Genomic DNA, 26,468 nt, shown 5'->3' on the forward strand with positions numbered 1-26,468 from the left:
TTTTACGTCTAAATTAAAATTTAACATTGTAACTTACATGGATAATAGTGTTGGAAATATCAAATTCCTGTTTATCATCCTTTCCACTGGCTGCAGCAAATTTAAACAGACCGTTTTTGGTTTGTAATCCTAATCCTATTCCGATACCAAAAAGATTTTCCGTAATTGTAATATTTTCGTTTGTTAATTTATTTTTTAAAATGCTGTAATCCAATATGCTATGAATGTATAGGTTTGTTGATAGTGTATATCTGTATTCGGTGAGTAATGCGGTCAAGAAGTATGCTTGTAAGCTATTTTCCGAAAATCCTCTTATGCTATTCATACCCCCAAAACGAAACAATTCATTGATTAAATAGGCATTACTGCTCAAATAATTATTTTGACTATTTAAATAAATAGAATTATTTTTATTTAAATAAAAATTATGACTAAAATCGATATTTAATATTATTTGTGGGTTTTTTCTGTTTTCGAATTCCGTGCTCAATTCTCTTTGACCAATTCCTAAAGAGCTTTTTAGTTTTGTTTTTGTAGGGAATAAAGAATTTGATATTTCAGTTTTAAGATATTCGAATTTTGCAGTTAAAAAAGAATTATTGAAATCACTTATTCCAGTTCCGGTTAAATTTTGAATATCACTCGAAGTGCTAGTTTGATATCCTAAGTAAAAGCGAGAGTTATAATTTAAATAGTAATTTAAGTCAACAGATGTTTTAGTAGTTTGAAAAGTAGAATCTTGTCTAAAAATATTTATTTCGGCTTTGATTCCTATCGGAGTTTTAAATAAGTATGGAAGTTCAATATTTCCTTTAAATGTTTTTTGGTCGTTTCCATCGCTTTTCCAGTTAATTGCTATTTGTTCACCTGATTTTAAAATATTTTCAAGAGTAAGATCAACGTATCCCGTTAGCGAGATCTTCTTGCCGTCATTATTTGAAAAACCGAGAAACCCATCAAATGTGTTTGAATTCTTTTTTTCGAGGTAAACATAAACAGCGGTAGTATCACTAGTAAATAATATTTGAGGATACTTAAGTTGACTAACAAAGCTAAATTTGTTAAAATCTGAATTAATGTTTTCTACGGTTTTCTGATTGAAGATGCTTTTGCGATACTTATTATTAATTTGTTTTAAATGTCCTTTTGGAAAAAAATCAGAACGATTGCTTTCTGCATATTTTACGATTATGGCATTAAGATTTCTTTTTTTGTCAATTTCAACTAATAGATCAGCGTTTAGTGTGTAGTCTTGTCGTTCAACGTTTGTTAATTGTACTTTAGATAAAGAATATCCTTCCTGCTCTAATTGTAGAATAGTGTTGTTTAGAAAAGAATCTAATTTGATGTAGGGAATCTTTATTTTCCCATCTACTAGTGGATACGAAAGCGAATTTATGATTGTTTTATTTGTACCTATATATATATGTACATATTTGATTTTTGTACCTAAGTAAATTTCTGCTAGAAAAGTGGAATCGTTTAATTGTTTTGCGTTCGTTGCACTGTTGTCAATAAATCCTAAATTGGATAACTTTTCAGATAATTGTAATAGTTCGTCACTTATTAATTTAGTGTTCTTATGCTTATTGGAGTAGCCTAATGAGTCAATTACTTTTGTTTCTACAGCATTCTTTCCAATAATTTTCAGTTCGAAATTTTGAGCATGTGGTATAAAAGGAATTAATAAGAAGAAAATTAAAAGAAGTAATGTTTTCAATTGATTGATAATTTTGATAAATGTAATGCAAATATCTGTGGTTTATTATAGATTTCAAACGGTACTATATACAGAGTTTAAAATGGTAATCAGTTGAAGCTTATTTGGTATCGCATTAAAGAATAATTATTGGTCGATAAAAAATATAATGATTTTACGTTTGTGGAATAAAAAATATTTTCTACATTTGCAACCCCGTAAAAAGCGGGAATTTAATATAATAAGAAATTTTTAGTATTAATTATGCCAACAATTCAACAATTAGTAAGAACAGGAAGAACTCAGATGACTAAGAAGAGTAAATCGGTTGCTTTAGATTCTTGTCCTCAAAGAAGAGGGGTTTGTACGCGTGTTTACACTACAACACCTAAAAAACCAAACTCTGCAATGCGTAAAGTAGCGCGTGTACGTTTGACAAATGGTAATGAAGTAAATGCCTACATCCCTGGTGAAGGACACAATCTACAAGAGCACTCGATAGTATTAGTTAGGGGTGGAAGGGTAAAAGATTTACCAGGAGTTAGATATCACATCGTTCGTGGTGCACTTGATACGTCAGGAGTAGCAGGAAGAACGCAAAGAAGATCTAAGTACGGAGCAAAACGCCCAAAAGAAGCAAAAAAGTAATTTAAAGTTTTGCATTTTGTAGACGCGAGTGATCGTTGTCTATAGGTGTGTAATTTTATTAAAAAAAAGACATGAGAAAAAGAGCGGCAAAGAAGAGACCACTTTTACCAGATCCAAGATTTAATGATCAACTGGTAACACGTTTTGTGAACAACTTAATGTGGGATGGAAAAAAATCGACAGCGTTTAAAGTATTTTATGATGCTATTGACATCATTGAGTCTAAAAAACAAGATGCTGAAAAGCCATCGTTAGAAATATGGAAAGATGCTTTAACTAACGTTATGCCTCACGTAGAAGTACGTAGTCGTAGAGTAGGTGGAGCTACATTCCAAATTCCGATGCAAATTAGACCAGATAGAAAAATCTCTATGGCAATGAAGTGGTTAATACTTTATTCAAGAAGAAGAAATGAAAAGTCTATGGCTCAAAGGTTAGCTTCAGAATGTTTAGCTGCGGCTAAAGAAGAAGGTGCTGCTGTTAAGAAAAGAATGGATACTCACAAAATGGCAGAAGCTAACAAAGCTTTCTCTCACTTTAGATTTTAATTCATAGAGAAATGGCTAGAGACTTAAGATATACAAGAAATATTGGAATCGCTGCACACATTGATGCTGGTAAAACAACAACAACAGAGCGTATTCTTTTCTATACAGGAAAAAACCACAAAATAGGTGAAACGCACGAAGGTTCTGCAACAATGGACTGGATGGCGCAAGAGCAAGAAAGAGGTATTACAATTACTTCTGCTGCTACAACTTGTGAGTGGAACTTCCCAACAAAACAAGGTGAGAAATTACCTGAATCTTTACCGTATCACTTTAATATTATTGATACTCCAGGACACGTTGATTTTACTGTTGAAGTAAATCGTTCACTACGTGTACTTGATGGTTTAGTTTTCTTATTTAGTGCTGTTGATGGTGTTGAGCCACAATCAGAAACTAACTGGAGACTAGCAGATCAATATAGAGTTCCACGTATGGGATTTGTAAATAAAATGGACCGTCAAGGTTCAAATTTCTTAGGAGTTTGTCAGCAAGTTAGAGACATGTTGAAATCTAACGCTGTTGCAATCACTTTACCTATTGGTGAAGAGAACGATTTCAAAGGAGTAGTTGACTTAGTGAAAAATCAAGCTATGATTTGGCATGATGAAAATTACGGTGCTACTTATGATATTGTACCTATTCCTGAGGATATGATTGACGAAGTTAAAGAATACCGTTCTGCATTAATTGAAGCTGTTGCTGATTACGATGAGAATCTTTTAGATAAGTACATGGAAGATGAAACTTCTATCACTGAAGAAGAGATTAACAACGCATTAAGAGCTGCTACTATTGACATGGCGATTATTCCTATGTTATGTGGATCTTCATTTAAAAATAAAGGAGTTCAGTTTTTATTAGATGCAGTTTGTAAATACTTACCATCTCCAATGGAGAAAGAAGGTATTTGGGGAATTCATCCTGATGATGCTGAATTATTAGAAGAAGACCAAGTTAAAATTTTGCGTAAGCCATCTGTAGCTGAGCCATTCGCGGCTTTAGCTTTTAAAATTGCTACTGACCCATTCGTAGGTCGTTTAGCGTTTTTCCGTGCTTACTCAGGACGTTTAGATGCAGGTTCATATATCTTGAACACTCGTTCAGGAAACAAAGAAAGAATTTCTCGTATCTACCAGATGCATGCTAACAAACAAAATCCAATCGATTTTATCGAAGCTGGAGATATTGGAGCAGCAGTTGGTTTTAAAGATATCAAGACTGGAGATACAATGTGTGATGAAAAACACCCAATTATTCTTGAGTCAATGAAATTTCCAGCACCGGTAATCGGGGTTGCAATTGAACCTAAAACTAAGGTTGATGTTGATAAAATGGGTATGGCTTTAGCTAAATTAGCTGAAGAAGATCCTACGTTTACAGTTAGAACTGATGAAGCTTCAGGTCAAACTATTATATCAGGTATGGGTGAGCTTCACTTAGATGTACTTATCGATCGTATGAGACGTGAGTTTAAAGTTGAAGTGAATCAAGGTGAGCCTCAAGTAGAATATAAAGAAGCTTTTACAAGATCTGCTACACACAGAGAGACATACAAGAAACAATCTGGAGGTCGTGGTAAATTCGGTGATATCGTATTTACATTAGAGCCTGCTGATGAAGTTGATGGTAAGCCTGCTGTTGGATTACAGTTCGTAAATGCTGTAAAAGGTGGTAACGTTCCTAAAGAATATATCCCATCTGTTGAGAAAGGTTTCCGTGAAGCTATGAAAACTGGTCCATTAGCTGGATACCAAGTTGATAGTTTGAAAGTAACTTTGACAGACGGATCTTTCCACCCTGTCGATTCAGATGCACTATCTTTTGAGTTAGCTGCTAGAATGGGGTACAGAGAAGTAGCTAAAGCTGCTGGAGCTGTTATTCTTGAGCCAATAATGAAGATGGAAGTTATTACACCAGAAGAAAACATGGGAGATATCGTAGGTGATATTAACCGTCGTAGAGGTCAGGTAAATGACATGGGTGATAGAGCTGGTGCTAAAACTATTAAAGCGGATGTTCCGTTATCAGAGATGTTTGGTTATGTTACAACATTAAGAACACTTTCTTCTGGTAGAGCAACTTCTACGATGGAATTTTCACACTACGCTGAAACACCTGCTAATATTTCAGAAGCAGTAATCAAAAAAGCAAAAGGAAACGCTTAATCTTTAAGAAAATGAGTCAAAAAATCAGAATAAAATTAAAATCTTACGATCACATGTTAGTAGACAAGTCTGCTGAGAAGATTGTAAAAACTGTTAAGAGTACAGGTGCAGTAGTAACAGGACCAATTCCTTTGCCAACTCACAAAAAACTTTTCACTGTATTGCGTTCTCCACACGTTAACAAAAAAGCGAGAGAGCAATTTGAAGTAATGTCATACAAGAGATTGATTGATATTTATTCATCTTCATCTAAAACTATTGATGCATTAATGAAACTTGAATTGCCAAGTGGAGTTGAAGTAGAAATCAAAGTTTAAGTAGTTTAAGAGTAAAAAGGGACGCTGCTTTTGATTGAAAAATATTTTTTTGGTTTGTGTGTAAATAAGTTATACTTTTGCACCACTTTAAAAAAATAGGATTCGGTTAAAAGCTGCGTTCTATGTTTATATTTAATAATTAATAATTAATAATTATGTCTGGGTTAATTGGTAGAAAAATCGGCATGACTAGTATTTTCGACGAGAACGGGAAAAACATTCCTTGTACAGTAATCGAAGCTGGACCATGCGTTGTTACCCAAGTCAGAACCAAAGGTGTTGACGGGTACGAAGCGTTGCAACTTGGTTTCGATGACAAAAACGAGAAACATTCCACAAAAGCGGCTTTAGGTCACTTTAAAAAAGCAGGAACTGTAGCTAAGAAAAAAGTCGTTGAATTCCAAGATTTTGCAACTGAACAAAAATTAGGAGATCTTATTGATGTTTCTATTTTTGAAGAAGGAGAATTTGTAGATGTACAAGGTGTATCTAAAGGTAAAGGTTTCCAAGGGGTTGTTAAACGTCACGGTTTTGGTGGTGTTGGACAAGCAACTCACGGTCAACACAACCGTTTAAGAGCGCCAGGTTCTGTAGGAGCTTCTTCTTATCCATCTAGAGTATTCAAAGGAATGCGTATGGCTGGAAGAATGGGAGGAGAAAATGTAAAAGTTCAAAACCTTAGAGTTTTAAAAGTAGTTGCTGAAAAGAATCTACTTGTTATAAAAGGATGTGTTCCTGGTCATAACAACTCTTATGTAATCATTCAGAAGTAATGGAAGCAAAAGTATTAGATTTCAACGGAAAAGATACTGGAAGAAAAGTTCAACTTTCTGATTCAGTATTTGGTATAGAACCAAACAATCACGCAGTATACCTTGATGTAAAGCAATATCTTGCTAATCAAAGACAAGGAACGCACAAAGCTAAAGAAAGAGCTGAAGTAGCGGGAAGTACACGTAAGATTAAAAAACAAAAAGGAACTGGTACTGCCCGTGCGGGTAGTGCAAAGAATCCATTGTTTAAAGGTGGTGGAACAGTTTTCGGACCAAGACCAAGAAGTTATTCATTCAAATTGAATAAAAACTTGAAACGTTTGGCTAGAAAATCTGCTTTCTCGATTAAAGCAAAAGAGTCAAATATTATTGTACTTGAAGACTTTAATTTTGAAACACCAAACACTAAAAATTTCATCAACGTTTTGAAAGCTTTAGAGTTAGAAAATAAAAAATCTCTATTTGTGTTGGGTGATACCAATAAAAATGTATATTTGTCCTCACGCAATTTAAAAGGGTCTAGCGTCGTAAGTAGCTTAGAATTAAGTACTTATGCTATTCTTAACGCTAATAACTTAGTTCTTTTAGAGAGTTCTTTAGAGATAATTGAAGAAAATTTAAGTAAATAATAGGATATGAGCATCATAATTAAGCCTATAGTAACGGAAAAAGTAACCAAAGAAAGTGAAGTTTTAAACCGCTTCGGATTCGTTGTTGACAAAAAAGCAAATAAAGTACAAATTAAGAAAGCTATTGAAGCTGCTTATGGAGTAACGATTTTGAGTGTTAACACGATGAACGTAAGACCGGATAGAACTACTAAATACACTAAAAGTGGTTTAATCAGTGGAAAGACAAATGCTATTAAAAAAGCAATTGTACAAGTACAAGAAGGAGAAACAATTGATTTTTACAACAATATCTAAGATAAAATGTCAGTAAGAAAATTAAAACCTATTACCCCAGGTCAGCGATTTAGAGTTGTGAATGGTTATGACGCCATTACAACTGATAAGCCGGAACGCTCTTTGATAGCGCCGATAAAAAACTCTGGAGGTAGAAATAGTCAAGGAAAGATGACCATGCGTTATACGGGTGGTGGTCACAAGCAGAGATATCGTATTATTGATTTCAAACGTACAAAAGAAGGAATTCCTGCGACAGTGAAATCAATTGAGTATGATCCAAATCGTACTGCGTTTATCGCATTATTAGCTTATGCTGATGGTGAGAAAACTTATGTTATTGCTCAAAACGGATTGAAAGTTGGTCAGAAATTAGTTTCTGGTCCAGAATCTCAACCTGAAATTGGTAATACATTACCTTTAAGTAAAGTTCCATTAGGAACTGTAATTTCTTGTATCGAATTGAGACCAGGACAAGGAGCTGTAATCGCTCGTTCTGCTGGAACATTTGCTCAATTAATGGCAAGAGATGGAAAATATGCTACAATCAAAATGCCTTCTGGTGAAACAAGATTAATCTTGTTAACTTGTTCGGCTACAATTGGAGCGGTTTCAAATTCAGACCACCAATTAGTTGTATCTGGTAAAGCAGGTAGAACAAGATGGTTAGGTAGAAGACCTAGAACAAGACCTGTTGCAATGAACCCTGTCGATCACCCAATGGGTGGTGGTGAAGGACGTTCTTCTGGTGGACATCCACGTTCAAGAAATGGAATACCAGCTAAAGGTTATAGAACTCGTTCTAAGAAAAACCCGAGTAACAAGTATATCGTAGAACGTAGAAAGAAATAATAAGATATGGCACGTTCATTAAAAAAAGGACCTTTTGTACATTATAAGTTAGACAAGAAAGTTCAAGAAAACATTGCAGGTGGAAATAAAGGAGTGGTTAAGACTTGGTCTAGAGCTTCTATGATTACTCCAGACTTTGTTGGACAAACTATCGCAGTTCATAACGGTCGTCAATTTGTACCAGTTTACGTAACAGAAAACATGGTAGGTCACAAATTAGGAGAATTTTCACCAACTAGATCTTTTAGAGGTCATGCTGGAGCAAAAAATAAAGGTAAAAAATAAGAAGCAATGGGAGTTCGTAAAAGAGAAACAGCAGATGCGAGAAAAGAGGCTAATAAGTCTATTGCTTTCGCAAAATTGAATAACTGCCCTACTTCACCTAGAAAAATGCGCTTAGTAGCGGACTTGGTAAGAGGTCAGAAGGTAGAGAGAGCATTGAACATCTTAAGATTCAGTTCTAAAGAAGCTTCAAGAAAATTAGAGAAATTGGTTTTATCTGTTATTGCCAACTGGCAAGCAAAAAACCCTGACGCTAATATGGAAGAGGCTGGTTTATTTGTTAAAACGATCACGGTTGATGGTGGAATGATGTTGAAAAGACTTCGTCCAGCTCCACAAGGTCGTGCTCACAGAATTAGAAAACGTTCTAACCACGTAACAATCGTGCTTGGATCTATTAATAACACACAAGCAATTTAATACAAGATGGGACAAAAGACAAATCCAATTGGAAATAGACTTGGTATCATCAGAGGATGGGACTCAAACTGGTATGGTGGAAATGATTATGGTGATAAACTTGCCGAAGATCACAAAATCAGAAAGTATATCCATGCTCGTTTATCAAAAGCTAGTGTATCAAAAGTAATCATTGAGAGAACTTTGAAACTTGTAACCGTTACTATCACTACTGCTAGACCTGGTATCATTATCGGAAAAGGTGGACAAGAGGTAGACAAGTTGAAAGAAGAACTTAAAAAAATTACTGACAAAGAGGTTCAAATCAACATCTTTGAAATAAAAAGACCTGAACTTGACGCGTATCTAGTTGCTACAAGCATCTGTCGTCAAATCGAAAGCCGTATTTCTTACAGACGTGCAATCAAAATGGCTATTGCTGCTTCTATGCGTATGAACGCTGAAGGTATAAAAGTTTTGATTTCTGGTCGTTTGAATGGTGCAGAGATGGCACGTTCAGAGGGTTTCAAAGAAGGAAGAATTCCTCTATCAACTTTCAGAGCCGATATTGATTATGCGCTTGCTGAAGCTCATACTACTTATGGTAGAATGGGAATCAAAGTGTGGATCATGAAAGGTGAAGTTTATGGAAAGAGAGATCTTTCTCCGCTTGCTGGAATGGACAAAAAACAATCTGGTACTGGTGGAGGTAAAGGTGGCGATTCTCCGAGAGGAGACAGAAAGCCTTTTAACAAAGGTGGAAAACCAGACGCTCGTAAAAGAAAGTAAATTTTTAAATTAAAGAAAAATGTTACAGCCTAAAAGAACAAAATACCGTAAGGTACAAAAAGGTAAAATGAAGGGTAACTCTCATAGAGGGTATGAACTTTCAAATGGAATGTTTGGTATTAAATCTGTACATGAAGATGGAATGTTCTTAACCTCACGTCAAATCGAGGCTGCGCGTATTGCTGCAACTCGTTTTATGAAGAGAGAAGGACAATTATGGATCAAAGTATTTCCAGACAAACCAATTACTAAGAAGCCTCTTGAGGTACGTATGGGTAAAGGTAAAGGAGCCGTTGAATATTGGGCTGCTGTTGTTAAACCCGGAAGAATTATGTTTGAAGTTGGAGGAGTTCCTTTATCAGTTGCAAAAGAGGCGTTACGTCTTGCAGCTCAAAAGCTTCCAGTAAAAACTAAATTCGTTGTTGCTAGAGATTTCGAAGCATAATCTATATTATATTATGAAACAATCAGAAATAAAAGATCTTTCTGCAGCACAGTTGCAAGAAAAGCTTAGCTTGTCTAAGAAAACATATGCTGATCTAAAAATGGCTCACGCTATTTCACCAATTGAGAACCCACTTCAAATTAGAAGTGCGAGAAGAGTTGTTGCTAGATTAGCTACAGAACTTACTAAAAGAGAGTTACAATAACTGTAGTCTGCTGAAAGATGGAAGAAAAAAGAAATTTAAGAAAAGAGAGAATTGGTGTTGTAACTTCAGACAAAATGGACAAGTCTATTGTTGTTGCTGAAGTGCGTAAAGTAAAACACCCATTATACGGTAAGTTCGTGTTGAAAACTAAAAAGTATCACGCACACGACGAAATGAACGACTGCAACGTTGGAGATACGGTAAGGATTAGCGAAACGCGTCCTTTAAGTAAAACTAAATGTTGGAGGTTAGTTGAAATCTTAGAAAGAGCTAAATAATTATGGTACAACAAGAGTCAAGATTAAAAGTAGCAGATAATACGGGAGCAAAAGAAGTTTTAACTATCCGTGTTTTAGGAGGTACCAAAAGAAGGTATGCCTCTGTTGGTGACAAAATTGTAGTTTCTATCAAAGATACAGCACCTAACGGAAGCGTTAAAAAAGGAGCTGTTTCAACTGCAGTTGTTGTACGTACCAAAAAAGAAGTGAGAAGAGCTGATGGTTCTTATATCCGTTTCGATGACAATGCATGTGTTCTTTTGAACGCTGCAGGGGAAATGAGAGGAACTCGTGTTTTTGGTCCAGTAGCAAGAGAACTTCGTGAAAAACAATTCATGAAAATTGTATCATTAGCACCAGAAGTGCTTTAATTCGTTTTAAGATGATAAAGCTAAAAATAAAATCAGGTGACATCGTAAGAGTAATTGCTGGAGACCATAAAGGTGCTGAAGGTAAAGTATTACGTGTGTACAAAGACAAGAACAAAGCGATTGTTGAAGGTGTAAATATGGTTTCTAAACATACGAAACCAAGTGCAAAAAGCCCTCAAGGTGGTATCGTAAAGAAAGAAGCTTCTATACAAATATCTAACATCTCTTTAATTGATCCTAAAACTAAGGAAGCAACTAGAGTTGGTATTAGAGTAGAAGGAGATAAGAAAGTAAGATTTGCAAAAAAATCTAATCAAGTACTATAGTAATGGCGTATATACCTAGACTAAAAGAAGAATATAAGAGCAGAGTAATTGCTGCTCTTAAAGAGGAATTCGGATACGTAAACGTAATGCAGGTTCCTAAATTGGAGAAAATCGTTTTAAGTAAAGGAGTTGGTGCAGCTGTATCTGATAAAAAACTAATTGACTATGCAGTTGATGAGTTAACAAAGATCACTGGACAGAAAGCAGTATCTACTATCTCTAAGAAGGACGTTGCGTCTTTCAAATTGAGAAAAGGGATGCCTATTGGAGCAAAAGTTACTCTACGTGGAGAAAGAATGTATGAGTTTTTAGATAGACTTGTAACTTCAGCTTTACCACGTGTAAGAGATTTCAGTGGTATTAAAGCTACTGGTTTTGACGGAAGAGGAAATTACAATCTTGGTGTTTTAGAGCAAATCATTTTCCCAGAAATTGATATTGACAAAGTAAACAAAATATCAGGAATGGATATCACTTTTGTAACTTCAGCAAAAACGGATAAAGAAGCAAAGTCTCTATTGACAGAATTAGGATTACCTTTTAAAAAGAATTAAGACATGGCTAAAGAATCAATGAAAGCCCGCGAGGTTAAGAGAGAAAAAACAGTAGCTAAGTATGCTGAGAAAAGAAAAGCTTTGTTAGAAGCTGGAGATTTCGTAGGTTTGCAAAAGTTACCGAAAAATGCTTCACCAGTTCGTTTACACAATCGTTGTAAATTAACGGGTAGACCAAGAGGATATATGCGTCAATTCGGTCTTTCACGTGTTACATTTCGTGAAATGGCAAATAACGGATTGATTCCAGGTGTTAAAAAGGCATCTTGGTAAAAACGTAATTTTATTACGTTCTGATACAGACGCAACTTAGTTACGTCTGTATCATTCATATTTATAAACTGGTTTCAGGTTCAGTGAATAGTTCATTGAAAACCAAAACCGCAAATTGATACATAATGTATACAGATCCTATTGCTGATTATTTGACAAGAGTTCGTAACGCTGTGGCCGCAAACCACAAAGTTGTCGAAATTCCTGCATCTAATCTAAAAAAAGAAATAACTAAGATCTTATTTGATCAAGGTTATATCTTGAGTTACAAATTTGAAGACAACGCTGTTCAGGGTTCAATCAAAATCGCTTTAAAGTATGACAAAGATACTAAGGAGCCAGTAATTAAAGATATCCAGAGAATTAGTAAACCAGGTTTACGTAAATATTCAAGTTCTTCATCTATTCCTAGAATCCTTAACGGGTTAGGTATTGCTATCGTGTCTACCTCTAAAGGGTTAATGACTGGAAAGAAAGCAAAACAATTGAACGTAGGTGGTGAAGTTATTTGTTACGTATACTAATTTAAAGACTATATAAAGATGTCAAGAATAGGTAAAAGTCCAGTAACAATACCAGCTGGTGTAACTGTTGAAGTTGCAAACGGTATTATTACAGTAAAAGGAAAAAATGGTCAACTAACTCAGGAGTTTTCGGACGTTACTGTTACAGTTGAAGGCGATCAAGTTCAAGTTGAAAGATCGTCGGATCACAAAGACCAAAGAGCAAAGCACGGTTTGTACAGATCTTTAATCAATAATATGATTATCGGTGTTACAGAAGGTTTTACTAAGTCTTTAGAATTGGTTGGAGTTGGTTATAGAGCTTCAAACCAAGGACAAAAATTAGATTTAGCACTTGGATTCTCTCACAATATAGTTTTAGAAATTGCTCCTGAAGTTACTTTAGAAACAATATCTGAAAAAGGTAAGAACCCTATCGTTAAATTAACATCATTTGACAAACAACTTTTAGGTCAAGTGGCTGCGAAAATCAGAGGTTTCCGTAAGCCAGAGCCGTACAAAGGAAAAGGTGTTAAATTCGTAGGTGAAGTATTAAGAAGAAAAGCAGGTAAATCAGCTTAAAAAATAAGATTATGTCATTAACAAAACCTGAAAGAAGACAAAGAATTAGATTCAGAATTAGAAAAACGATTAGTGGTACTGCTGCAAATCCAAGACTATCTGTATTTAGAAGTAACAAAGAAATTTATGCTCAACTTATTGATGACGTAAACGGTGTTACTTTACTAGCAGCTTCTTCAAGAGAAAAAGAAATAGGTAACGGTACGAATATTGAAGTTGCTACAGCAGTTGGAAAACTAGTTGCTGAAAAAGCTTTAAAAGCCGGAATAGAGGTAGTAACTTTCGATAGAGGAGGTTATTTATATCACGGTCGTATTAAATCATTAGCAGAAGGCGCAAGAGCGGCTGGACTTAAATTCTAATATAGTATGTCTAATAGTAAATACAAGAATGTAGAGTTAGTAAAACCAAGTGGTCTTGAATTAAAAGATCGTTTGGTGAGTGTAAATCGTGTTACTAAGGTTACAAAGGGTGGTAGAGCTTTCGGTTTTTCTGCTATTGTAGTTGTAGGTGATGAGAATGGAGTAGTTGGACATGGTTTAGGTAAATCTAAAGATGTTTCTGAAGCAATTGCGAAAGCAGTAGAAGATGCTAAGAAAAATCTAGTTAAGATTCCTTTAAACGGTCTTTCAGTTCCTCACGAACAAAAAGGTAAATTTGGTGGTGCACGTGTATTCTTAATTCCTGCCTCTCATGGTACAGGAGTTATTGCTGGTGGAGCTGTTCGTTCAGTTCTAGAGTCAGTAGGAATTCATGATGTATTATCTAAATCACAAGGATCTTCAAATCCTCACAACGTAGTAAAAGCAACTTTTGATGCTTTATTACAAATGAGAAGTGCTTACGCTGTTGCAAAACAAAGAGGTGTTTCTTTAGAAAAAGTTTTTAAAGGTTAATTCAAGGAAATTATGGCTAAATTATTAGTAAAACAAGTTAGAAGCAAAATCAACTGTCCACTTACTCAAAAAAGAGGATTAGAAGCTTTAGGTCTACGTAAAATGGGACAAGTTGTAGAGCATGATTCAAACCCTACAATCCTTGGGATGATAAATAAAGTTAAACACTTAGTTTCTGTTGAAGAAACTAAATAACAAATACTGTTATGAATTTAAGTAACTTACAACCTGCTGAAGGTTCTACACACAATCAAAATAAAAGATTAGGTAGAGGAGAAGGTTCTGGAAAAGGTGGTACTTCTGCAAGAGGACACAAAGGAGCAAAATCTCGTTCTGGTTATTCTAAAAAGATTGGATTTGAAGGAGGGCAAATGCCACTTCAAAGACGTGTACCTAAGTTTGGTTTTACAAACATCAATCGTAAAGATTACGAAGGTGTAAATCTTGATACACTTCAACTTTTAGTTGATAATGGTGTTATCAAAGATACTGTTGATATGACAGTTTACGTTGCTAACCGTTTAGCTACTAAAAATGAAATCGTTAAGATTTTAGGTAGAGGTGAACTAACAGCAAAATTAAAAGTAACCGCTCACAAATTTACTGCTACTGCAAAAGCTGCTATTGAAGCTGCTGGTGGAGAAGCTGTAACAATGTAATTTTTCTATTAATATGAAGAAATTTATTGAATCAATAAGTAATGTTTGGAAAATTGAAGAATTAAAGAATAGAATCTTAATAACATTAGGTCTACTTTTAGTTTATCGTTTTGGGGCTCAAGTTACCCTACCAGGCATTGATGCTACACAATTAGGTAATTTAGCTGGGCAAACCAAAGAAGGAATTGGTTCAATTCTTGACATGTTTACTGGAGGTGCATTTTCTCAAGCGTCAGTTTTCGCTTTAGGTATTATGCCTTATATTTCTGCTTCTATTGTAGTTCAGTTAATGGGAATTGCTATTCCTTATTTACAAAAATTACAAAGTGATGGAGAAAGCGGTAGAAAAAAGATTAATCAAATCACTCGTTGGTTGACAATTGGAATTACTTTAGTTCAAGGTCCAACTTATATCTATAATTTATATAGAACATTACCTAGTAATGCATTTTTATTGGGATTCAATTCATTTGAATTCTTATTTTCTTCAGTTATTATTTTAGTTACAGGTACAATTTTTGCCATGTGGTTAGGAGAAAAGATTACTGATAAGGGAATTGGGAATGGTATATCATTGTTGATTATGGTTGGTATATTGGCTAGACTGCCACAAGCATTCATTCAAGAGTTTACAACTAGGGTTACCAATAATAATGGTGGTCCAATGTTGTTAGTTATTGAAATCATAGTTTGGTTGTTAGTTATTATTTGTTGTGTACTATTAGTTATGGCAGTTCGTAAGATTCCTGTTCAATATGCTCGTCGTACAACATCAGGTGATTTCGAACAAGACATGCTAAATGGAAATAGACAATGGATTCCTTTAAAGCTTAATGCTTCAGGGGTTATGCCAATTATTTTTGCTCAAGCGATTATGTTTATTCCAGCTGCTTTAGCAGGTTTATCTAAATCAGATGCATCACAGTCTGTCGTTGGTGCTTTTAGTAACATGTTTGGATTTTGGTATAATTTAGTATTTGCAACTTTAATTATTGTATTTACTTTCTTTTATACTGCCATTACAGTTCCTACAAACAAAATGTCAGACGACTTAAAGAGAAGCGGCGGTTTTATTCCAGGAATTCGTCCAGGAGTTGAAACATCTGATTATCTTGACAAAGTGATGTCTTTAATAACTTTTCCAGGATCTTTATTTCTAGCTCTGATTGCTGTGTTCCCAGCAATAATTGTAAGTGTGATGGATGTTCAACAATCTTGGGCAATGTTTTTTGGAGGTACATCATTAATAATTATGGTTGGTGTTGCCATAGATACAATGCAGCAAATCAATTCATATTTGTTGAATAAACATTATGATGGTTTAATGAAAAGTGGTAAAAATAGAAAAGCAGTAGCTTAACTTTATGGCAAAACAATCAGCAATAGAACAAGACGGATCGATCATTGAAGCATTATCAAATGCAATGTTCCGTGTAGAGTTAGAGAATGGACATATTGTAATCGCACATATATCTGGAAAAATGCGTATGCATTACATCAAATTATTACCTGGTGATAAAGTGAAACTAGAAATGAGCCCTTATGACTTGTCAAAAGCAAGAATTACTTATAGATATTAAAGGATATTCAAAATGAAAGTTAGAGCTTCAGTAAAAAAGAGAAGTCCCGAGTGCAAAATTGTGCGAAGAAAAGGGAGATTGTACGTAATAAACAAAAAGAATCCTAGATTTAAACAAAGACAAGGATAATTATGGCAAGAATAGCAGGGGTAGATATCCCAAAAAACAAGAGAGGTGTTATAGCACTTACCTACATCTTTGGATTAGGAAAAAGTAGAGCTATTGAGATTTTAGAAAAAGCTCAAGTTAGCCAAGATAAAAAAGTTCAAGATTGGAATGATGATGAGATCGGAGCGATTCGTGAAGCAGTATCAACTTTCAAAATTGAAGGAGAATTACGTTCTGAAGTTTCTGTAAACATCAAACGTTTAATGGATATTGGATGTTATAGAGGTATCCGTCATAGATCTGGTCTTCCTTTAAGAGGACAAAGAACTAAAAACAACTCTAGAACTAGAAAAGGTAAAAGAAAAACTGTTGCTAACAAGAAAAAAGCAACTAAATAATAAGTAATATGGCTAAAGCAACTGCAAAAAAACGTAAAGTTATCGTTGAATCAACGGGAGAAGCTCATATTTCTGCTACTTTTAACAATATCATCATATCTTTGACTAATAAAAAAGGTGAGGTTATTTCATGGTCTTCAGCTGGTAAAATGGGTTTTAGAGGTTCTAAAAAGAACACTCCATACGCAGCCCAAATGGCAGCAGAAGATTGTAGTAAAGTAGCTCTTGAAGCTGGATTGAAAAAAGTTAAAGTTTATGTAAAAGGACCAGGAAACGGACGTGAGTCTGCTATCCGTTCTTTGCATAACGGTGGAATTGAAGTTACAGAGATTATCGATGTTACTCCAATGCCTCACAACGGATGTCGTCCTCCAAAAAGACGTAGAGTTTAATAATATATTTAAGTATAACTAGGTAGAATACACGATTATCGAAGGATATGACCTGAATTCATAATCTCTACCTTAATAATTTTTAGAAATGGCAAGATATACTGGTCCAAAAACTAGAATTGCTCGTAAATTTGGCGAAGCAATATTCGGAGACGACAAAGCATTCGAAAGAAGAAGTTACCCACCTGGACAACACGGGATGGCTAAAAAAAGAGGAAAAAAATCTGAATATGCAATCCAGTTGATGGAGAAGCAAAAAGCTAAATATTCTTACGGAATATTAGAAAAGCAATTTAGAGGTTTATTCAAAAAAGCATCAGCTACTAAAGGTGTTACTGGTGAAGTTCTTTTACAATTATGTGAGGCAAGACTAGACAACGTAGTTTTTAGAATGGGTATTGCTCCTTCTAGAAGAGGTGCTAGACAATTAGTTTCGCACAGACACATTACTGTTAATGGTGATGTTGTTAATATCGCTTCTTACCACCTAAAACCAGGTGACAAAGTTGCAGTTCGTGAAAAATCTAAATCTTTAGATGCTATCGAACGTTCTTTATCTAATTCAAGTCATGTTTATGAGTGGATTACTTGGAATAACGACGTTAAAGAAGGTACTTTTGTTACTGTACCAGCTAGACTTCAAATTCCAGAAAACATTAAAGAACAATTAATCGTAGAGTTGTACAACAAATAATAATTGACTTAGTCGAAATTTATGGCAATATTTAATTTTCAGAAGCCCGATAAAGTTATCATGATCGATTCAACCGATTTTGAAGGTAAGTTTGAATTCAGACCTTTAGAACCTGGTTACGGATTGACCGTTGGTAATGCACTTAGAAGAGTTTTGCTTTCAGCATTAGAAGGTTATGCAATTACATCTGTTCGCATTGAAGGTGTAGATCATGAGTTTTCTACTATTTCAGGAGTTGTTGAGGACGTTACCGAAATTATTCTTAATCTTAAACAAGTACGTTTCAAACGTCAAATTGAAGATATAGATAATGAATCAGTTACTATTTCTGTTTCAGGTAAAGACCAACTAACAGCTGGTGATTTTCAAAAATTTATTTCAGGTTTCCAAGTTTTGAATCCAGAACTAGTTATCTGTAATTTAGATAGTAAAATCAAACTTAATTTCGATTTAACAATCGAAAAAGGTAGAGGATATGTTCCTGCTGAAGAGAATAAAAAACAGAATGCTGCAATTGGAACTATTTTTACAGATTCAATTTTTACTCCGGTAAAAAATGTAAAATATGCTATTGAAAACTTCCGTGTAGAGCAAAAAACAGATTATGAAAAATTAGTTTTTGAAATTAAAACTGATGGATCAATCAATCCAAAAGATGCTCTTACTGAGGCTGCAAAAGTTCTTATTCACCATTTCATGTTGTTCTCTGATGAAAGAATTACACTTGAGGCTGACGAAATTGCACAAACAGAATCGTATGATGAAGAATCATTACATATGAGACAATTGCTTAAAACTAAGCTTGTAGATATGGATCTTTCTGTTAGAGCATTAAATTGCTTGAAAGCGGCTGAAGTTGATACACTTGGTGATTTAGTATCGTTCAATAAAAATGACCTAATGAAATTCCGTAATTTTGGTAAAAAATCTTTAACTGAACTTGATGAACTTGTTGCAGTTAAAAATTTAAACTTCGGTATGGACTTAGCGAAATACAAATTAGATAAAGAATAAATTACTTCATATTTTGATCTCCAAAATGGATAGCATCAAGATGAAAGTATAAAAAAACACGTCATGAGACACGGAAAAAAATTCAACCACTTAAGCAGACAGACAGCTCATAGAAAATCTATGTTAGCTAATATGGCTTGTTCTCTTATCGAGCACAAACGTATTAACACTACTGTTGCTAAAGCGAAAGCGCTTAAACAATTTGTTGAGCCTTTAATAACAAAATCAAAATCTGATACAACTCACAATCGTCGTATCGTTTTTGCTTACTTACGTAGCAAATATGCAGTAACTGACCTGTTCAGAGATGTTGCAGCTAAAGTTGGTGACCGTCCAGGTGGATACACTCGTATCATTAAAGTTGGAAATCGTTTAGGAGATAATGCTGATATGGCAATGATCGAACTTGTAGATTTCAATGAACTTTACAACGGTGGTAAAAAAGAAGTTAAAAAAGCAAAAAGCCGTCGTGGTGCTAAAGCTAAAAAAGCAGATGATGCTACTGAAGCTTCTGCTCCAGCAGCCGAAACTGAAACGACTACTGACGCAGCTGAATAATTATGAAGATAATCATTCAATAAAATTTAAGGATAAGCTATTTATAGTTTATCCTTTTTTTTTTGATTTTTTATGAGCACAGAATTCAATTTCAAAACATAAGATGTCCTGCTGTTAGCTTTATCTTCTTGCCCAAACCATGGGCAATAAGGATGCCGCTGCCATCACGGCTATAGTAGAAATTTTATTTTTTAATAGCTTTTAGAAATAAAGTATAAAAGCATTTATTTCTTTTATTTTTTTGCTTTCACTATTTTAAAAAATTAAATTTGCATAATATTTAACTACAAGTGAAATTTGCTTAACGAGTTTCATCAACCTTTACAACACAAAGAAATCAACTAATGAAATACACAACAAGACAAAGCGCTATACTTTTATTGAGTGATGGTACCATTTTTCACGGTAAATCTATTGGAATCAGTGGAACTACTTTTGGAGAAGTTTGTTTTAATACTGGAATGACGGGTTACCAAGAAATATTCACTGATCCTTCTTACTTCGGTCAGCTAATGGTAGCAACCAATGCACATATTGGGAATTATGGTGTAAATGATTCTGAAGTGGAATCAGAAAGCATAAAAATATCTGGTTTAATTTGTAAAAATTTCAGTTTCAATTATTCTCGTGTAGATGCGTCAGGAAGTTTGGAAGACTATTTTATTAAACAAAATCTTATTTGCATCTCTGATGTAGATACAAGAGCTCTTGTTAGTTACATTCGTGATAACGGAGCGATGAACGCTGTAATATGCACAGATGGTACTTCTGTCGAAGATCTTAAAAAGATATTGGCCGATGTTCCTGACATGAAAGGTTTAGAGTTAGCTTCAAAAGTCTCTACTAAAGAACCTTATTTTTACGGTAATAAAGATGCTAAATACAAAATTTCAGCTCTTGATTTAGGAATTAAAGAGAATATTTTACGCAATTTAGCTAAAAGAGATTGTTACATCAAAGTATTTCCATTTGACGCAACATACCAAGATTTATCTTCTTTTAGTCCAGATGGTTACTTCTTATCTAATGGTCCTGGTGATCCGGAGCCACTTTCTAGCGCCATTCAAGTAGCAAAAGAGATTCTAGAGCATGACAACCCTTTGTTTGGAATTTGTCTGGGTCATCAAGTAATTGGTTTAGCTAACGGAATTTCAACTTATAAAATGTTCAACGGACATAGAGGTATTAACCATCCTGTAAAAAACATTATTACTGGTAAAGGAGAGGTTACTTCTCAAAACCATGGTTTTGCAGTTAACAAAGAAGAATTAGAAGCTAATGCTGATTTAGAGATTACGCATTTGCATCTGAATGATGGAACAGTTGCTGGAATGAGAATGAAAAACAAAAATTGTTTCTCTGTTCAATATCATCCAGAAGCAAGTCCTGGTCCACATGATTCCTCATATCTATTCGATCAGTTTATCGAAAATATTAATAAATAATTTTAGCTTATTAAAAAAAAGGATTGACTTTCAATGTGGAGTCAATCCTTTTTTTATTTCAAGTGGTTTTGAATCTGTAATAATTGCATAATCTCTTAGTATTATAAATCTAAAATTTATTATCGAAAAATTTTTCGGTGATAATTTCTCTTGTATTTGATGCGAAAAGTGGTATGTGAACTTTTTAAAATTAATTACATCGTTTTCGTTAATAAGATTCATTGTTTTCATATAATGAATCAAAAAGATAGGATATATTTGTATTTTAAATTTTAAAATTTAGTAATATGAGTATAATTATCAAAATTCACGCAAGACAAATTTTCGATTCAAGAGGAAACCCTACTATTGAAGTAGATGTAATTACCGACAATGGTATTTTAGGAAGAGCAGCAGTGCCTTCTGGAGCTTCTACAGGAGCGCATGAAGCGGTTGAATTACGTGATGGTGGTAAAGCCTATCTTGGTAAAGGTGTTTTGAATGCAGTGAAAAATGTGAATACGGTTATTGCTGAGGAGCTATTAGGAGTTTCAGTATTCGAACAAAATTTAATTGACCAAATGATGATCGATTTGGATGGAACTGAAAACAAATCTAATCTTGGAGCAAATGCTATTTTAGGTGTTTCTCTTGCAGTAGCTAAAGCTGCCGCTAACGAATTAGGTTTGCCATTATACAGATATGTAGGTGGTGTTTCGGCTAATACGCTACCAGTTCCTATGATGAACATCATTAACGGTGGATCGCATTCAGATGCGCCAATCGCTTTTCAAGAGTTCATGATTTTTCCAGTTAAAGCAACTTCTTTTTCTCACGCAATGCAAATGGGAACAGAGATATTTCATAGCTTGAAAAAAGTATTACATGATAGAGGTCTTTCGACAGCTGTGGGTGATGAGGGTGGTTTTGCACCAAATCTTCCTGGAGGAACTGAAGACGCGTTAGACACCATTAAAAATGCAGTTGAAAAGGCTGGATATTCATTTGGTGATGAGATTGTGATTGCTTTAGATTGCGCTGCGGCAGAATTTTATGTTGATGGTAAGTATGACTATTCAAAATTTGAGGGAGAAACAGGGAAAATTAGATCTTCTGCTGAGCAAGTAGATTATTTAGCTGAGTTAGTTTCTAAATATCCAATTATCTCTGTTGAAGATGGAATGGACGAAAATGACTGGGATGGATGGAAATTGCTTACAGAGAAAATAGGTGATAAAGTACAATTAGTTGGAGATGATTTATTTGTTACTAATGTAGAGCGTCTATCAACAGGAATTGATAAAGGAATAGCTAATTCTATTTTAATTAAAGTGAACCAAATTGGTACGCTTACTGAAACAATTGCAGCGGTTAATATGGCTAAAAATGCTGGTTATACTTGCGTTATGTCTCACCGTTCAGGAGAGACGGAAGATAATACAATTGCTGATTTAGCAGTTGCATTAAACTGTGGTCAAATCAAAACAGGATCTGCATCTCGTTCTGATCGTATGTCTAAATATAATCAATTATTAAGAATTGAGGAAGAATTAGGAGATACTGCATATTTTCCTGGTAAAAATGCTTTTAAAATAAAATAATTTCACTTTATATTTTTCATTACACTAAAACTGTCTTTCACAAAAGGACAGTTTTTTTGTTATATTTAACACATTCATTGGGTTATTCTCTTTTTATTTAATGTTAAATTCCCTAGATTTGGTAAATTATTATTTTTAAAAGTTTATTCCAATTATATTATGTCAAAAACTGCAATATTAGAAGTTGATAGTGAGAAATTTGAGCTGCCTATCGTAATAGGAAGTGAGAATGAGGTTGCTGTTGATATTAGTAAATTACGTGATTTATCAGGAATGATAACTCTCGATCCAGGTTATAAAAATTCAGGTTCATGTACTAGCAAAATTACTTTCTTAGATGGCGAGCTTGGAATTCTTCGTTATAGAGGGTATTCCATTGAAGATTTAGCGGAAAAAGGACATTTTCTTGAAGTTTCTTATTTAGTTATTTTCGGTGAATTACCTACAGCAGCTGAATTAGAACAATTTGAAAAAGATATCAGAAGATATACTCTAGTCAATGAGGAAATGAAAAGCATCATAGATGGTTTTCCAAAAACTGCTCATCCAATGGGTGTTTTGGCTGCATTGACAAGTGCATTAACTGCTTTTAATCCAAAATCAGTTAACGCAGAGAATGAAAAAGAAATGTATGAAGCAGTTTGTAAAACTATGGGTAAATTCTTAGTTATTGCAACATGGACATACAGAAAAAGTATGGGCTATCCTTTGAATTATTACGATAATACAAAAGGATATGTGCAAAACTTTATGAGATTAATGTTTGAATTGCCTAACGAACCTTATAAACCAAACCAAGTTGTAGTTGACGCTTTAGATAAATTATTTATTCTTCACGCAGATCACGAACAAAACTGTTCAACTTCTACAGTTAGAATGGTTGGTTCTTCTCACGCAGGTTTGTTCGCTTCTATTTCTGCAGGTGTTTCTGCACTTTGGGGACCTTTACATGGTGGAGCGAATCAAGCAGTACTTGAAATGCTGGAGGAAATTCATAGAACAGGTGGAGATGCAGATAAATATTTGGCTAAAGCCAAAGATAAAAGCGATCCATTCCGTCTAATGGGATTTGGTCACAGAGTCTATAAAAATTTCGATCCAAGAGCAAAAATTATTAAAAAAGCAGCTGACGAAGTTTTAGCAACTTTAGGAGTAGATGATCCTATTCTTGCTATTGCTAAAAAATTAGAAGAATCTGCACTTGTCGATGAATATTTTGTTTCTAGGAAATTATATCCAAACGTAGATTTTTATTCTGGAATAATATACAGAGCTTTAGGAATTCCTACTGATATGTTTACGGTAATGTTTGCTATAGGTAGATTACCAGGTTGGATCGCGCAATGGAAAGAAATGCGTGAAAATAAAGAGCCAATAGGAAGACCTCGACAAATTTACACAGGACATCCTTTGAGAGATTTTAAAGCATCTGATAAAAGATAAATTCAAATTTAAAAGCTTCACATAGTAGTGGAGCTTTTTTTATATTTACCAAAAGCAATACTAATGTTAGAATTAAATATAAACAATGAAACCTCACGACTCAAAGCCGTGGTTCTAGGTTCAGCATTCTCCAGTGGCCCCACACCAAAAATAGAAGAAGCATACGATCCAAAATCATTAGAGCATATTTTAGCTGGAACCTATCCTGTAGAAGGTGATATGGTTAGTGAAATAAGTGCCTTTGAAGAAGTTTTAAAAAAATATAATGTAACTGTTTTACGTCCACAGAATATCGATAACTACAATCAAATATTTACTAGAGACATTGGTTTTGTCATTGGTGATGTTTTCGTGAAATCAAATATTTTACCAGACAGAGAACTAGAATTAGGAGCAATTCAGTTTATTGTTGACCAAGTTAATCCGAACAAAGTTGTGCGTCCGCCTGAAGAAGTCCATATTGAAGGTGGCGATGTTATGTTATGGAATGAGCATATTTTTATTGGGACTTATAAAGGAAGTGATTACAAAGAATATATTACAGCAAGAACTAATAAAGAAGGTGTTGATTATATAAAATCGCTTTTCCCAGATAAAATTGTAAAAGAATTTGATTTGGTAAAATCTAAAATAGAAGCTCGTGATAACGCACTCCATTTAGATTGTTGTTTTCAACCTATTGGCAGAGACAAAGGAATTATTTATAAAAACGGATTTAGAGAGGAAGCTGATTATTTGTATTTAGTAAATCTTTTTGGTGACGAAAATTTATTTCACCTAACGAGAGACGAAATGTACAATATGAATTCCAATGTATTTTCTATTGATTCGAATGTTGTAGTTTCTGAGCGAAATTTCACTCGCCTTAATAATTGGTTACGAACAAACGGTTTTATCGTAGAGGAGATTCCTTACGCTGAAATTGCGAAGCAAGAAGGATTGCTGCGATGCTCCACATTGCCTTTAATTAGAGAGTGAAACAATGCTTTACTTCCAGGAAGATAGAAAAAAAGATATAAAATAACACAAAATAAATCCCTTTTTTTGGGTAGCTATTATGAAACAAACGACAAATTCCATATTAATGATTCGTCCTGTTGCGTTTCGAATGAATGAACAAACGGCTGTAAATAATTATTATCAAAAAGTATTAGACGGACTTTTGCCAGCGACAGTAAATGCTAAAGCGCAACAAGAATTCGATACTTTTGTTGAGAAATTAAGGGCTGTTGGTGTTGATGTGACGGTAGTTGATGATACTTTAGATCCAGATACTCCTGACAGTATTTTTCCAAACAACTGGATATCTTTTCATCAAAATGGAGACGTAGCATTATATCCTATGTTTGCTGAGAATCGCCGTCATGAGCGTCGTGAAGAAATACTAGATTTACTAGAAGAGAAAGGTTTTGAAATTAACAATATTGTTGATTATACTTCTGCTGAACAGGATGGTTTCTTTCTTGAAGGAACTGGAAGTTTGTTGCTAGATAGAGCAAATAGTAAAGCGTACTGTGCGTTGTCTCCACGAGCAGATGAAGAATTATTTATAGAATTTTGTGAAGATTTTGACTATGCTCCAGTAATTTTTGAAGCTTATCAAACAGTTGGTTCCGAGCGTAAATTAATTTATCATACGAATGTGATGATGTGTTTGGGTGAAACTTTTGCAGTTATCTGTTCAGATTGTATCGATGATAAGAAAGAACGTAAAATGGTTCTTGATAATCTAAAAGAAAACAACAAAGAAGTTATTACAATTAGTGAAGATCAAGTAAATAATTTTGCTGGTAATATGCTAGAAGTACGTGGAGCGGATGATAAAAGATATTTAATAATGAGCGCTGCGGCACATCAATCTTTAACAGCGAAGCAAATTGAGAAATTAGAAAAGCATGCTGAAATATTAAGTTCTAGCTTGGATACAATAGAAGCATGCGGTGGTGGAAGTGCCAGATGTATGATGGCAGAAATTTTCCTGCCAAGAGTATAATATGTGAACGCTCTGAGAACTATTCAAAATTTCAGAGCGTTTTAATTTTTACTTATAAATTGGTTTTAATAATGTTAATGATAGCACTAACAATGTATTGTATTCCTATTGCAATTACGATAAAACCAACAATTCTAGAAATCGCTACAATCCCAGAAGCACCTAGAATTTTAGCTAAATAATGTGCACTTCTAAGTATTACAAAAATGGCAACAGCAATTGCGAGTATTGCCATCGAAGAAACTATTATTTCCCACGTTTCATTATGTTCCTGATAAAAAGCTATAAGAAGAGAAATAGATCCTGGACCTGCAAGCATAGGAATTGCTAAAGGTGTCAGAGCAATATCATTCCTTTTTTGTGCATCTGTTTCTGCTTTTTTATTGATTCCTCTCTTTTTTGTAAATTTCCCAGAAAGTAAGGAGAAACCAGAACTAACAATAATAATTCCACCAGCTATACGTAAGGCATCGATACTGATACCAAAGAAAATCAAAACATATTGTCCAATAAAAAAGGAAACGAGTAGTATTATAAATACGTTAATTGCAGTCCATAAAGAAATTCGGGAGCGTTCTTTTTTAGTGTCATGTTGTGTCAATCCAACAAAAATAGGAACGGTTCCTATAGGATTTAACACCGAAAAAAGGGCTACAAAAAGATAAATAAATAAATCCATGTTTTGTTTTTAAGTAAGCAAAAATACTCATTTTTTATAGTTTAATGTTAAGCTAACGTTTTTTATTGATTTATAACAAAAGACTAAAATAGCTACACTAACAAGGCTTTTT

Annotated in this window: 39 protein-coding genes; 37 read left to right on the forward strand and 2 right to left on the reverse strand. The window is 34.2% G+C overall.

Annotated elements, in window-relative coordinates:
• Positions 1–13 precede the first annotated feature (13 nt).
• Entirely contained in the window at positions 14–1,720 is a 1,707-nt protein-coding gene (locus RCH19_RS01495) for a hypothetical protein (protein ID WP_343021750.1), read from the reverse strand.
• Between the two features lie 243 nt (positions 1,721–1,963).
• On the opposite strand from RCH19_RS01495, the gene rpsL reads away from it, so the two are divergent.
• The 37 genes from rpsL to RCH19_RS01680 all read left to right on the forward strand — a co-directional run bounded on the left by rpsL (position 1,964) and on the right by RCH19_RS01680 (position 25,677).
• The gene (gene rpsL / locus RCH19_RS01500) at positions 1,964–2,347 is read left to right on the forward strand and encodes a 30S ribosomal protein S12 (RefSeq protein WP_022828353.1); all 384 of its coding nucleotides are present in this window, start codon (positions 1,964–1,966) and stop codon (positions 2,345–2,347) included.
• Positions 2,348–2,418: 71 nt separating this feature from the next.
• Positions 2,419–2,895 (forward strand): 30S ribosomal protein S7, encoded by a 477-nt coding sequence (gene rpsG, locus RCH19_RS01505; RefSeq protein ID WP_035668130.1) that lies wholly within the window; start codon positions 2,419–2,421, stop codon positions 2,893–2,895.
• 11 nt (positions 2,896–2,906) lie between these two features.
• Positions 2,907–5,063, forward strand: coding sequence for an elongation factor G (gene fusA / locus RCH19_RS01510; RefSeq protein WP_343021751.1), 2,157 nt, complete (start codon positions 2,907–2,909; stop codon positions 5,061–5,063).
• A gap of 11 nt (positions 5,064–5,074) precedes the next feature.
• Positions 5,075–5,380 (forward strand): 30S ribosomal protein S10, encoded by a 306-nt coding sequence (gene rpsJ, locus RCH19_RS01515; RefSeq protein WP_011963470.1) that lies wholly within the window; start codon positions 5,075–5,077, stop codon positions 5,378–5,380.
• Between the two features lie 155 nt (positions 5,381–5,535).
• A complete protein-coding gene (gene rplC / locus RCH19_RS01520) occupies positions 5,536–6,153 on the forward strand; it encodes a 50S ribosomal protein L3 (protein WP_121925764.1) in 618 nt (205 codons plus the stop codon).
• A complete protein-coding gene (gene rplD, locus RCH19_RS01525; RefSeq protein WP_121925765.1) occupies positions 6,153–6,782 on the forward strand; it encodes a 50S ribosomal protein L4 in 630 nt (209 codons plus the stop codon). The genes rplC and rplD overlap by 1 nt, the downstream gene beginning before the upstream one ends.
• A gap of 6 nt (positions 6,783–6,788) precedes the next feature.
• Positions 6,789–7,079, forward strand: a complete 291-nt coding sequence (rplW, locus tag RCH19_RS01530) for a 50S ribosomal protein L23 (protein WP_066081040.1) — start codon at positions 6,789–6,791, stop codon at positions 7,077–7,079.
• Between the two features lie 6 nt (positions 7,080–7,085).
• Positions 7,086–7,910 (forward strand): 50S ribosomal protein L2, encoded by an 825-nt coding sequence (rplB, locus tag RCH19_RS01535; RefSeq protein ID WP_104000022.1) that lies wholly within the window; start codon positions 7,086–7,088, stop codon positions 7,908–7,910.
• Positions 7,911–7,916: 6 nt separating this feature from the next.
• Entirely contained in the window at positions 7,917–8,195 is a 279-nt protein-coding gene (gene rpsS / locus RCH19_RS01540) for a 30S ribosomal protein S19 (RefSeq protein WP_007136562.1), read from the forward strand.
• Between the two features lie 6 nt (positions 8,196–8,201).
• Complete coding sequence (gene rplV / locus RCH19_RS01545) at positions 8,202–8,612, forward strand: 50S ribosomal protein L22 (RefSeq protein WP_007136561.1); 411 nt, start codon at positions 8,202–8,204, stop codon at positions 8,610–8,612.
• Positions 8,613–8,618: 6 nt separating this feature from the next.
• The gene (gene rpsC, locus RCH19_RS01550; RefSeq protein ID WP_039110223.1) at positions 8,619–9,380 is read left to right on the forward strand and encodes a 30S ribosomal protein S3; all 762 of its coding nucleotides are present in this window, start codon (positions 8,619–8,621) and stop codon (positions 9,378–9,380) included.
• Between the two features lie 19 nt (positions 9,381–9,399).
• Positions 9,400–9,825 carry a 50S ribosomal protein L16 gene (rplP, locus tag RCH19_RS01555; protein ID WP_121925766.1) on the forward strand — a complete coding sequence of 142 codons (426 nt, stop codon included), beginning with the start codon at positions 9,400–9,402 and terminating at the stop codon, positions 9,823–9,825.
• A 13-nt stretch (positions 9,826–9,838) separates the two neighbouring features.
• Positions 9,839–10,030 (forward strand): 50S ribosomal protein L29, encoded by a 192-nt coding sequence (gene rpmC, locus RCH19_RS01560; RefSeq protein ID WP_121925767.1) that lies wholly within the window; start codon positions 9,839–9,841, stop codon positions 10,028–10,030.
• A gap of 17 nt (positions 10,031–10,047) precedes the next feature.
• Positions 10,048–10,308: a 30S ribosomal protein S17 gene (rpsQ, locus tag RCH19_RS01565; protein WP_086452759.1), complete on the forward strand. Its 261-nt coding sequence runs from the start codon at positions 10,048–10,050 to the stop codon at positions 10,306–10,308.
• Between the two features lie 2 nt (positions 10,309–10,310).
• Complete coding sequence (gene rplN, locus RCH19_RS01570) at positions 10,311–10,679, forward strand: 50S ribosomal protein L14 (protein WP_026717863.1); 369 nt, start codon at positions 10,311–10,313, stop codon at positions 10,677–10,679.
• Between the two features lie 11 nt (positions 10,680–10,690).
• Positions 10,691–11,005, forward strand: coding sequence for a 50S ribosomal protein L24 (gene rplX, locus RCH19_RS01575; RefSeq protein WP_343021752.1), 315 nt, complete (start codon positions 10,691–10,693; stop codon positions 11,003–11,005).
• Between the two features lie 2 nt (positions 11,006–11,007).
• On the forward strand, positions 11,008–11,559 hold the full coding sequence (gene rplE / locus RCH19_RS01580) for a 50S ribosomal protein L5 (protein ID WP_121925769.1): 552 nt from the start codon (positions 11,008–11,010) through the stop codon (positions 11,557–11,559).
• Between the two features lie 3 nt (positions 11,560–11,562).
• Entirely contained in the window at positions 11,563–11,832 is a 270-nt protein-coding gene (gene rpsN / locus RCH19_RS01585) for a 30S ribosomal protein S14 (RefSeq protein ID WP_007136553.1), read from the forward strand.
• A 125-nt stretch (positions 11,833–11,957) separates the two neighbouring features.
• Positions 11,958–12,356: a 30S ribosomal protein S8 gene (gene rpsH, locus RCH19_RS01590; protein WP_121925770.1), complete on the forward strand. Its 399-nt coding sequence runs from the start codon at positions 11,958–11,960 to the stop codon at positions 12,354–12,356.
• Positions 12,357–12,374: 18 nt separating this feature from the next.
• Entirely contained in the window at positions 12,375–12,917 is a 543-nt protein-coding gene (gene rplF, locus RCH19_RS01595) for a 50S ribosomal protein L6 (protein WP_121925771.1), read from the forward strand.
• Positions 12,918–12,928: 11 nt separating this feature from the next.
• Positions 12,929–13,279: a 50S ribosomal protein L18 gene (gene rplR / locus RCH19_RS01600; protein WP_343021753.1), complete on the forward strand. Its 351-nt coding sequence runs from the start codon at positions 12,929–12,931 to the stop codon at positions 13,277–13,279.
• Positions 13,280–13,285: 6 nt separating this feature from the next.
• Positions 13,286–13,813, forward strand: a complete 528-nt coding sequence (gene rpsE / locus RCH19_RS01605; RefSeq protein ID WP_121925773.1) for a 30S ribosomal protein S5 — start codon at positions 13,286–13,288, stop codon at positions 13,811–13,813.
• A gap of 12 nt (positions 13,814–13,825) precedes the next feature.
• The gene (gene rpmD, locus RCH19_RS01610; protein WP_035668100.1) at positions 13,826–14,008 is read left to right on the forward strand and encodes a 50S ribosomal protein L30; all 183 of its coding nucleotides are present in this window, start codon (positions 13,826–13,828) and stop codon (positions 14,006–14,008) included.
• An 11-nt stretch (positions 14,009–14,019) separates the two neighbouring features.
• Positions 14,020–14,472 (forward strand): 50S ribosomal protein L15, encoded by a 453-nt coding sequence (gene rplO / locus RCH19_RS01615; RefSeq protein WP_066081007.1) that lies wholly within the window; start codon positions 14,020–14,022, stop codon positions 14,470–14,472.
• A 13-nt stretch (positions 14,473–14,485) separates the two neighbouring features.
• Entirely contained in the window at positions 14,486–15,832 is a 1,347-nt protein-coding gene (gene secY / locus RCH19_RS01620) for a preprotein translocase subunit SecY (RefSeq protein WP_121925774.1), read from the forward strand.
• A 4-nt stretch (positions 15,833–15,836) separates the two neighbouring features.
• Positions 15,837–16,052, forward strand: coding sequence for a translation initiation factor IF-1 (gene infA / locus RCH19_RS01625; RefSeq protein WP_007136545.1), 216 nt, complete (start codon positions 15,837–15,839; stop codon positions 16,050–16,052).
• 12 nt (positions 16,053–16,064) lie between these two features.
• Positions 16,065–16,181: a type B 50S ribosomal protein L36 gene (gene ykgO / locus RCH19_RS01630; protein ID WP_008992256.1), complete on the forward strand. Its 117-nt coding sequence runs from the start codon at positions 16,065–16,067 to the stop codon at positions 16,179–16,181.
• 2 nt (positions 16,182–16,183) lie between these two features.
• Positions 16,184–16,558, forward strand: coding sequence for a 30S ribosomal protein S13 (rpsM, locus tag RCH19_RS01635; RefSeq protein ID WP_121925775.1), 375 nt, complete (start codon positions 16,184–16,186; stop codon positions 16,556–16,558).
• Positions 16,559–16,566: 8 nt separating this feature from the next.
• The gene (rpsK, locus tag RCH19_RS01640; protein WP_024981527.1) at positions 16,567–16,950 is read left to right on the forward strand and encodes a 30S ribosomal protein S11; all 384 of its coding nucleotides are present in this window, start codon (positions 16,567–16,569) and stop codon (positions 16,948–16,950) included.
• Between the two features lie 88 nt (positions 16,951–17,038).
• Positions 17,039–17,644, forward strand: coding sequence for a 30S ribosomal protein S4 (gene rpsD / locus RCH19_RS01645; protein WP_072992271.1), 606 nt, complete (start codon positions 17,039–17,041; stop codon positions 17,642–17,644).
• A 21-nt stretch (positions 17,645–17,665) separates the two neighbouring features.
• Entirely contained in the window at positions 17,666–18,658 is a 993-nt protein-coding gene (locus RCH19_RS01650) for a DNA-directed RNA polymerase subunit alpha (protein ID WP_039110214.1), read from the forward strand.
• Between the two features lie 63 nt (positions 18,659–18,721).
• The gene (gene rplQ / locus RCH19_RS01655) at positions 18,722–19,216 is read left to right on the forward strand and encodes a 50S ribosomal protein L17 (protein ID WP_121925776.1); all 495 of its coding nucleotides are present in this window, start codon (positions 18,722–18,724) and stop codon (positions 19,214–19,216) included.
• A 344-nt stretch (positions 19,217–19,560) separates the two neighbouring features.
• The gene (gene carA, locus RCH19_RS01660) at positions 19,561–20,661 is read left to right on the forward strand and encodes a glutamine-hydrolyzing carbamoyl-phosphate synthase small subunit (protein WP_343021754.1); all 1,101 of its coding nucleotides are present in this window, start codon (positions 19,561–19,563) and stop codon (positions 20,659–20,661) included.
• Between the two features lie 287 nt (positions 20,662–20,948).
• The gene (eno, locus tag RCH19_RS01665; RefSeq protein ID WP_343021755.1) at positions 20,949–22,241 is read left to right on the forward strand and encodes a phosphopyruvate hydratase; all 1,293 of its coding nucleotides are present in this window, start codon (positions 20,949–20,951) and stop codon (positions 22,239–22,241) included.
• Positions 22,242–22,400: 159 nt separating this feature from the next.
• Positions 22,401–23,684 carry a citrate synthase gene (locus RCH19_RS01670; RefSeq protein WP_121925780.1) on the forward strand — a complete coding sequence of 428 codons (1,284 nt, stop codon included), beginning with the start codon at positions 22,401–22,403 and terminating at the stop codon, positions 23,682–23,684.
• 63 nt (positions 23,685–23,747) lie between these two features.
• Positions 23,748–24,662 carry an arginine deiminase family protein gene (locus RCH19_RS01675; RefSeq protein WP_343021756.1) on the forward strand — a complete coding sequence of 305 codons (915 nt, stop codon included), beginning with the start codon at positions 23,748–23,750 and terminating at the stop codon, positions 24,660–24,662.
• 79 nt (positions 24,663–24,741) lie between these two features.
• Positions 24,742–25,677 carry an arginine deiminase-related protein gene (locus RCH19_RS01680; protein ID WP_343021757.1) on the forward strand — a complete coding sequence of 312 codons (936 nt, stop codon included), beginning with the start codon at positions 24,742–24,744 and terminating at the stop codon, positions 25,675–25,677.
• Positions 25,678–25,729: 52 nt separating this feature from the next.
• Here RCH19_RS01680 and RCH19_RS01685 read toward each other — a convergent pair whose 3' ends face one another.
• A complete protein-coding gene (locus RCH19_RS01685) occupies positions 25,730–26,356 on the reverse strand; it encodes a MarC family NAAT transporter (RefSeq protein WP_343021758.1) in 627 nt (208 codons plus the stop codon).
• Between the last annotated feature and the right edge of the window lie 112 nt (positions 26,357–26,468).

Source organism: Flavobacterium sp. PL12 (assembly GCF_039123485.1).
Classification (GTDB): domain Bacteria; phylum Bacteroidota; class Bacteroidia; order Flavobacteriales; family Flavobacteriaceae; genus Flavobacterium; species Flavobacterium weaverense.

What these genes read in the sequence shown, in the direction of transcription:
- rpsJ (WP_011963470.1), top strand. Translation starts at nt 5,075, where the DNA reads ATGAGTCAAAAAATCAGAATAAAATTAAAATCTTACGATCACATGTTA.
- rpsD (WP_072992271.1), top strand. Translation starts at nt 17,039, where the DNA reads ATGGCAAGATATACTGGTCCAAAAACTAGAATTGCTCGTAAATTTGGC.
- rpsN (WP_007136553.1), top strand. Translation starts at nt 11,563, where the DNA reads ATGGCTAAAGAATCAATGAAAGCCCGCGAGGTTAAGAGAGAAAAAACA.
- fusA (WP_343021751.1), top strand. Translation starts at nt 2,907, where the DNA reads ATGGCTAGAGACTTAAGATATACAAGAAATATTGGAATCGCTGCACAC.
- rplQ (WP_121925776.1), top strand. Translation starts at nt 18,722, where the DNA reads ATGAGACACGGAAAAAAATTCAACCACTTAAGCAGACAGACAGCTCAT.
- RCH19_RS01675 (WP_343021756.1), top strand. Translation starts at nt 23,748, where the DNA reads ATGTTAGAATTAAATATAAACAATGAAACCTCACGACTCAAAGCCGTG.
- RCH19_RS01685 (WP_343021758.1), bottom strand. Translation starts at nt 26,356, where the DNA reads ATGGATTTATTTATTTATCTTTTTGTAGCCCTTTTTTCGGTGTTAAAT.
- rplP (WP_121925766.1), top strand. Translation starts at nt 9,400, where the DNA reads ATGTTACAGCCTAAAAGAACAAAATACCGTAAGGTACAAAAAGGTAAA.
- rplV (WP_007136561.1), top strand. Translation starts at nt 8,202, where the DNA reads ATGGGAGTTCGTAAAAGAGAAACAGCAGATGCGAGAAAAGAGGCTAAT.
- rpsS (WP_007136562.1), top strand. Translation starts at nt 7,917, where the DNA reads ATGGCACGTTCATTAAAAAAAGGACCTTTTGTACATTATAAGTTAGAC.
- RCH19_RS01650 (WP_039110214.1), top strand. Translation starts at nt 17,666, where the DNA reads ATGGCAATATTTAATTTTCAGAAGCCCGATAAAGTTATCATGATCGAT.
- rpsQ (WP_086452759.1), top strand. Translation starts at nt 10,048, where the DNA reads ATGGAAGAAAAAAGAAATTTAAGAAAAGAGAGAATTGGTGTTGTAACT.
- rpsC (WP_039110223.1), top strand. Translation starts at nt 8,619, where the DNA reads ATGGGACAAAAGACAAATCCAATTGGAAATAGACTTGGTATCATCAGA.
- rpsH (WP_121925770.1), top strand. Translation starts at nt 11,958, where the DNA reads ATGTATACAGATCCTATTGCTGATTATTTGACAAGAGTTCGTAACGCT.
- eno (WP_343021755.1), top strand. Translation starts at nt 20,949, where the DNA reads ATGAGTATAATTATCAAAATTCACGCAAGACAAATTTTCGATTCAAGA.
- rpsL (WP_022828353.1), top strand. Translation starts at nt 1,964, where the DNA reads ATGCCAACAATTCAACAATTAGTAAGAACAGGAAGAACTCAGATGACT.
- rpsK (WP_024981527.1), top strand. Translation starts at nt 16,567, where the DNA reads ATGGCTAAAGCAACTGCAAAAAAACGTAAAGTTATCGTTGAATCAACG.
- rplF (WP_121925771.1), top strand. Translation starts at nt 12,375, where the DNA reads ATGTCAAGAATAGGTAAAAGTCCAGTAACAATACCAGCTGGTGTAACT.
- rpsE (WP_121925773.1), top strand. Translation starts at nt 13,286, where the DNA reads ATGTCTAATAGTAAATACAAGAATGTAGAGTTAGTAAAACCAAGTGGT.
- rpmC (WP_121925767.1), top strand. Translation starts at nt 9,839, where the DNA reads ATGAAACAATCAGAAATAAAAGATCTTTCTGCAGCACAGTTGCAAGAA.
- rplE (WP_121925769.1), top strand. Translation starts at nt 11,008, where the DNA reads ATGGCGTATATACCTAGACTAAAAGAAGAATATAAGAGCAGAGTAATT.
- rplB (WP_104000022.1), top strand. Translation starts at nt 7,086, where the DNA reads ATGTCAGTAAGAAAATTAAAACCTATTACCCCAGGTCAGCGATTTAGA.
- secY (WP_121925774.1), top strand. Translation starts at nt 14,486, where the DNA reads ATGAAGAAATTTATTGAATCAATAAGTAATGTTTGGAAAATTGAAGAA.
- infA (WP_007136545.1), top strand. Translation starts at nt 15,837, where the DNA reads ATGGCAAAACAATCAGCAATAGAACAAGACGGATCGATCATTGAAGCA.
- rplW (WP_066081040.1), top strand. Translation starts at nt 6,789, where the DNA reads ATGAGCATCATAATTAAGCCTATAGTAACGGAAAAAGTAACCAAAGAA.
- rpsM (WP_121925775.1), top strand. Translation starts at nt 16,184, where the DNA reads ATGGCAAGAATAGCAGGGGTAGATATCCCAAAAAACAAGAGAGGTGTT.
- rplN (WP_026717863.1), top strand. Translation starts at nt 10,311, where the DNA reads ATGGTACAACAAGAGTCAAGATTAAAAGTAGCAGATAATACGGGAGCA.
- ykgO (WP_008992256.1), top strand. Translation starts at nt 16,065, where the DNA reads ATGAAAGTTAGAGCTTCAGTAAAAAAGAGAAGTCCCGAGTGCAAAATT.
- rplX (WP_343021752.1), top strand. Translation starts at nt 10,691, where the DNA reads ATGATAAAGCTAAAAATAAAATCAGGTGACATCGTAAGAGTAATTGCT.
- rplO (WP_066081007.1), top strand. Translation starts at nt 14,020, where the DNA reads ATGAATTTAAGTAACTTACAACCTGCTGAAGGTTCTACACACAATCAA.
- RCH19_RS01680 (WP_343021757.1), top strand. Translation starts at nt 24,742, where the DNA reads ATGAAACAAACGACAAATTCCATATTAATGATTCGTCCTGTTGCGTTT.
- rplR (WP_343021753.1), top strand. Translation starts at nt 12,929, where the DNA reads ATGTCATTAACAAAACCTGAAAGAAGACAAAGAATTAGATTCAGAATT.
- rpsG (WP_035668130.1), top strand. Translation starts at nt 2,419, where the DNA reads ATGAGAAAAAGAGCGGCAAAGAAGAGACCACTTTTACCAGATCCAAGA.
- carA (WP_343021754.1), top strand. Translation starts at nt 19,561, where the DNA reads ATGAAATACACAACAAGACAAAGCGCTATACTTTTATTGAGTGATGGT.
- rplD (WP_121925765.1), top strand. Translation starts at nt 6,153, where the DNA reads ATGGAAGCAAAAGTATTAGATTTCAACGGAAAAGATACTGGAAGAAAA.
- rplC (WP_121925764.1), top strand. Translation starts at nt 5,536, where the DNA reads ATGTCTGGGTTAATTGGTAGAAAAATCGGCATGACTAGTATTTTCGAC.
- rpmD (WP_035668100.1), top strand. Translation starts at nt 13,826, where the DNA reads ATGGCTAAATTATTAGTAAAACAAGTTAGAAGCAAAATCAACTGTCCA.
- RCH19_RS01670 (WP_121925780.1), top strand. Translation starts at nt 22,401, where the DNA reads ATGTCAAAAACTGCAATATTAGAAGTTGATAGTGAGAAATTTGAGCTG.